Source organism: Roseovarius halophilus (ex Wu et al. 2025) (assembly GCF_047086965.1).
The window spans coordinates 1-4437 of the sequence record NZ_JBKOTX010000316.1; the positions used below are offsets into that span (position 1 = coordinate 1).

The window sequence follows — 4437 nt, forward strand, 5'->3', positions numbered from 1 at the left end:
GATCCTCGGGTCGGGACTCACGCAGTCGCAGGATGCGCCCCTGAACCGGCAGGGGCAGGGCGCCCTTGGGGCCGCCGATGCCGGGCAGGCTGCCCGGCGCCTCGTTCAGCGCGATGTTGCTGAGCCCGCTGGCGAACCCGGCGAGCGTTTCGGTCGAGGCGATGAGCAGCGCCGTCCTGACCGGGTCCTCGGTGAAGCGGCGGGGCAGGTCGGTGCGGTCCGCGATGGCCTGGCTGAGCGTGGCGCGCGCCCGCTGCACGCCGCGGAGGCCCTCGCGCAGCTTGTCGGCGGCGGTCTGCTGCAGCGTGCGCAGCACGCTGACCTCCTCCAGCTTGGCGCGCAGGGCGTCGACGCGGGTGTTCAGGGCAGGGGTCACGTCGGCAAGGATCATGCCGGACCGCGCCGTGCCGACGGGGCCCGAGGGGTGCAGCAGCAGGACCGGGGACGGGGCCGTGCCGATCGTTTGCAACGCGCCCAGCAGGCGGGCGATCTCGTCTTCGCGGGCGGCGAGCTCCTGTGTGAGCGCCTTTTCGCGAATGGCGGCGCGGCGCAGGCCCTCGCGCATGGCTTCAAGCCCGTCCTCGAAGGCGCGGATGGTTTCGGTCAGCGCCCTGACCCTGTTGCGCGCGTCCTGCGCGTCCTCCAGCGCCCGGGTGGCACGTGACAGCCGTTCGGCCGCGGTGCGGGCGGCGTCGCCCGGGTCCGGCTGGGCATGGGCCAGCATCGGCGCCAGCAGGCATATGAGCACCGCCGCCAGCTTCATTCCAGCAGGCTCTGCCCCGTCATCTCGGGTGGCTGCGGCAGGTTCATCAGCGCCAGCAGCGTCGGCGCGATGTCGGCCAGCCGGCCGGGATGCAGCCGCGCGTTCTCGGGGCCGTCGACAAGGATCACCGGCACCGGGTTCAGCGTGTGCGCGGTGTGCGGCCCGCCGGTTTCGGGGTCGATCATGGTTTCGCAATTCCCGTGGTCGGCGGTCACGATCATCGTGCCGTCCACGTCCTGCAATGCCTGCAACACGCGGCCCAGCCCTTCGTCCACCGCGGCACAGGCGGCCTTGGCCGCCTCCAGGTCACCGGTATGGCCGACCATGTCGGGATTGGCGTAGTTGACCACGATCAGGTCGTACCCTTCGTGGATGGCCGAGACGAAATGCGATGTTACCTCCTCGGCCGACATTTCGGGCTGAAGGTCGTAGGTGGCCACGTCGGGCGAGGCGGCCATGTAGCGATCCTCGCCCGTTTCGGGCTCTTCCTTGCCGCCGTTGAGGAAAAAGGTCACGTGCGGGTACTTTTCGGTCTCGGCGAGGTGGAACTGGGCAAGCCCCTGCTTGGCGATCCACGCGCCCAGCGTGTTCACGATCTCGCGCGCGGGGAATACCGTGTCCATCCAGCCGTTGTGCACCTCGGAATATTCGACCATGCCAAGGATTGCGGCCCAGTCCGGGCGCGGGCCCGGCGGGAAGGCGTCGAAATCGGGCTCGGCCACGGCACAGAGGATCTCGCGTGCGCGGTCGGCCCGGAAATTGAGGCAGAAAAAGCCGTCGCCATCCCGCGCGCCGGCATAGTCGCCGATCACGGTGGGGGCGATGAACTCGTCCGTTTCGGACCGGGCATAGGCGTTGGAGATCGCGATGCGCGGGCTGGCCGCGACCGGGCCTCGGCCCAGCACCATCGCCTCGTAGGCTTCGCGCACCCGGTTCCAGCGGTTGTCGCGATCCATCGCGAAGTAACGCCCCGAGACCGTGCCGATGCGCACGCCCTCGGGCAGGGCCGATTCCATCTGTTCGATATAGGTGAGCGCGGATTTCGGCGGCACGTCGCGCCCGTCGGTGACCGCGTGCAGCACCACCGGCACGCCGGCCCCGGCGATGGCCTGCACGGCGGCCCGGATATGCGTGATGTGCCCGTGAACCCCGCCATCCGACACCAGCCCCATCAGGTGCGCCGTGCCGCCCGTTTCCAGCAGGCGGTCGATGAAACGGGTCAGGGCGGACAGGGTAAAGAAGCTGCCGTCCTCGATCGCGAGGTCGATCTGCCCCAGGTCCATCGCCACCACGCGGCCCGCCCCGATATTCGTGTGGCCGACTTCGGAATTGCCCATCTGGCCGCTTGGCAGACCCACATCGGGGCCGTGCGTGATCAGCGTGCTGTGCGGGCAGGTGGCCATCAGCCGGTCGAAATTGGGGGTATGGGCCAGCGCCGGGGCGTTGCCCTCGGTTTCCCCGCGGAGGCCCCAGCCATCGAGGATGCACAAGACGACGGGTTTCGGGGTGTGCATGATCGCTCCTGTCTGCATGGGGGCCTTCTAGCGTCTCAGGCGACCGGGGTGAACCGTTTTTCGCGCCCGTTGCCGGTCGCGGCAGAACGTGTCGTCATGCCCTGTGATAGGGCGTGCCCGCCAGGATCGAGGCTGCACGGTAGAGCTGTTCGGCCAGCATCACACGCGCCAGCATGTGCGGCCAGACCATCGGCCCTAACGACAGGCAGAAATCCGCGTCGCGGCGCAACTCGGGCGCCAGCCCGTCCGCCCCGCCGATCAGGATCGCCAAGTCGGCGCGACCGGTATCGCGCCAGTCGGCGATCCTGTCGGAGAAATCGGGTGAGGAGAGCGTTTTGCCCCGCTCGTCGAGCGCGACAGTGACGGCGCCCTTGGGGATGTTGCGCGCCAGCAGCGGTGCCTCGGCGGCCATGCCGCCGCGCTTGCGGTCCTCGACCTCGTGGAGCTTGGCGGGGCCGAGGCCCAAGGCACGGCCCGCGCGGTCGAACCGGGCAAGGTAGTCGTCAATCAGGTCGCGTTCGGGGCCGGCGCGCATCCGGCCCACCGCGCAGATATGGACGCGCATTCAGGCCCGCGAACTTGCCGCCTGCTTCTCGGCGGGAAGCCACATCTTTTCGAGCTGGTAGAAGTCGCGCACCTCGGGGCGGAAGACATGGACGATCACGTCGCCCGTGTCGATGAGCACCCAGTCGCCGGTTTCCTTGCCCTCGATCTTGGCGAGGATCCCGAGCTCCTGCTTGAGCTTGTCGGCGAGCTTTTCGGCGATGGCCGTCACCTGCCGTGCCGACCGGCCCGAACAGATGATCATGTAATCCCCCATCGGGGATTTGTCGCGCAGGTCGATCTGCACGACATCCTCGGCCTTGTCGTCGGAAAGGGATTCAAGGATGCGCGCGAGTTGCGTGTCGCTCGTCGCGTCCATGGCGGGCGCCATCACAGGCGTCCCCGTGTCAGCGGCACTTGCCGCGTCGGTCGTACCAGACAGGACATGGTCCTCCTTTTGTTCACGCCGGCACATCCGGCGCCTCTCGTGCCCGAAAGGTAGCAACCGGGAGGTGACAATTCAATGAAGCCGCGCCGCGCCGATGCGGTTTGGCGGTTTCCTGCGGTATTTGCGCCAGTTTGCATGTGCCCTGTGCCGCCTTGCGGCCTCTGGACATCGGTGCGGGATCACGATTTTGTCGGGCAAACATCCGGAGGACGAGAGATGACGACCGCGCTACTGACCCATCCCGATTGCCTGAACCACATCACCCCGCCGGGACATCCCGAGCAGGTCGCGCGGCTTCGCCACGTGCTGTCGGCGCTCGATGGCAAGGCGCTGACCCGGATCGATGCGCCGCTGGCCGAGGACGCGGATCTGCGCCTTGCCCATCCGCAGGCCTATATCGACCGTATCACGGCCGCCGCGCCGGAGCATGATCTTGCGCAGCTCGACAGCGACACGTGGATGTCGCCCGGCTCGGTGGCGGCGGCACGGCGTGGTGCCGGGGGCGCGCTGAGTGCCGTCGACATGGTGTTGGCGGGCGAGGCGGCCAATGCCTTCGTTGCGACGCGCCCGCCCGGCCACCATGCCGAAACGCAGACGCCCATGGGCTTCTGCCTGTTCGGCAACGCGGCGCTGGCGGCGAAACACGCGCTGGAACGCCACGCGCTCAGCCGGGTGGCGGTGGTGGATTTCGACGTCCATCACGGCAACGGCACGCAGGACCTGCTGTGGTCGGAGGCGCGGGCCCTGTTCGTGTCGTCGCACCAGATGCCGCTCTGGCCCGGTACGGGCGCGGCGGAGGAGCGCGGCGGCCATGACAACGTGCTGAACCTGCCGCTGGCGCCGGGCACGGACGGTGCGGCGTTCCGCGCGGCCTACGCGGCGCAGGTGTTGCCGGCTTTGGACGCTTTCGCGCCGGAATTGCTGATCGTGTCGGCTGGGTTCGACGCGCACCGCGACGATCCGCTGGCCGGGCTGGAACTGCAGGAGGCGGATTTCGTCTGGGTGACGGAGGCGTTGTGTGCGCTGGCCGCGCGGCACTGCGGCGGGCGGCTGGTATCCTGCCTTGAAGGGGGATACGACCTTGACGCGCTGGCCCGCAGCGCGGCGGCGCATGTGGACGCGCTGATCGCCGCCGGGGAATACGGCATCACGAGCGCCAACATCGAGGA

The 4437-nt window shown here is 68.8% G+C and carries 5 protein-coding genes; 1 reads left to right on the plus strand and 4 read right to left on the minus strand.

Annotation, left to right across the window (positions count from 1 at the left end; all coding sequences use genetic code 11):
* The 4 genes from ACH107_RS30395 to rsfS form a co-directional block, all read right to left on the minus strand.
* Positions 1-763 (minus strand): murein hydrolase activator EnvC family protein (locus ACH107_RS30395; protein ID WP_412509431.1); only part of this gene is annotated, 763 nt, incomplete at its 3' end.
* Positions 760-2277 carry a 2,3-bisphosphoglycerate-independent phosphoglycerate mutase gene (gene gpmI, locus ACH107_RS30400; protein WP_412509432.1) on the minus strand — a complete coding sequence of 506 codons (1518 nt, stop codon included), beginning with the start codon at positions 2275-2277 and terminating at the stop codon, positions 760-762. The genes ACH107_RS30395 and gpmI, both read right to left, overlap by 4 nt.
* 94 nt (positions 2278-2371) lie before the next feature.
* Positions 2372-2842, minus strand: coding sequence for a 23S rRNA (pseudouridine(1915)-N(3))-methyltransferase RlmH (gene rlmH / locus ACH107_RS30405; protein ID WP_412509433.1), 471 nt, complete (start codon positions 2840-2842; stop codon positions 2372-2374).
* Positions 2843-3211 carry a ribosome silencing factor gene (gene rsfS, locus ACH107_RS30410; protein ID WP_412509434.1) on the minus strand — a complete coding sequence of 123 codons (369 nt, stop codon included), beginning with the start codon at positions 3209-3211 and terminating at the stop codon, positions 2843-2845. It abuts the gene before it with no gap.
* Positions 3212-3484: 273 nt separating this feature from the next.
* On the opposite strand from rsfS, the gene ACH107_RS30415 reads away from it, so the two are divergent.
* The coding region (locus ACH107_RS30415) for a histone deacetylase family protein (protein ID WP_412509435.1) at positions 3485-4437 on the plus strand (953 nt) is incomplete at its 3' end.

What these genes read in the sequence shown, in the direction of transcription:
- gpmI (WP_412509432.1), bottom strand. Translation starts at nt 2,277, where the DNA reads ATGCACACCCCGAAACCCGTCGTCTTGTGCATCCTCGATGGCTGGGGC.
- rlmH (WP_412509433.1), bottom strand. Translation starts at nt 2,842, where the DNA reads ATGCGCGTCCATATCTGCGCGGTGGGCCGGATGCGCGCCGGCCCCGAA.
- rsfS (WP_412509434.1), bottom strand. Translation starts at nt 3,211, where the DNA reads ATGGCGCCCGCCATGGACGCGACGAGCGACACGCAACTCGCGCGCATC.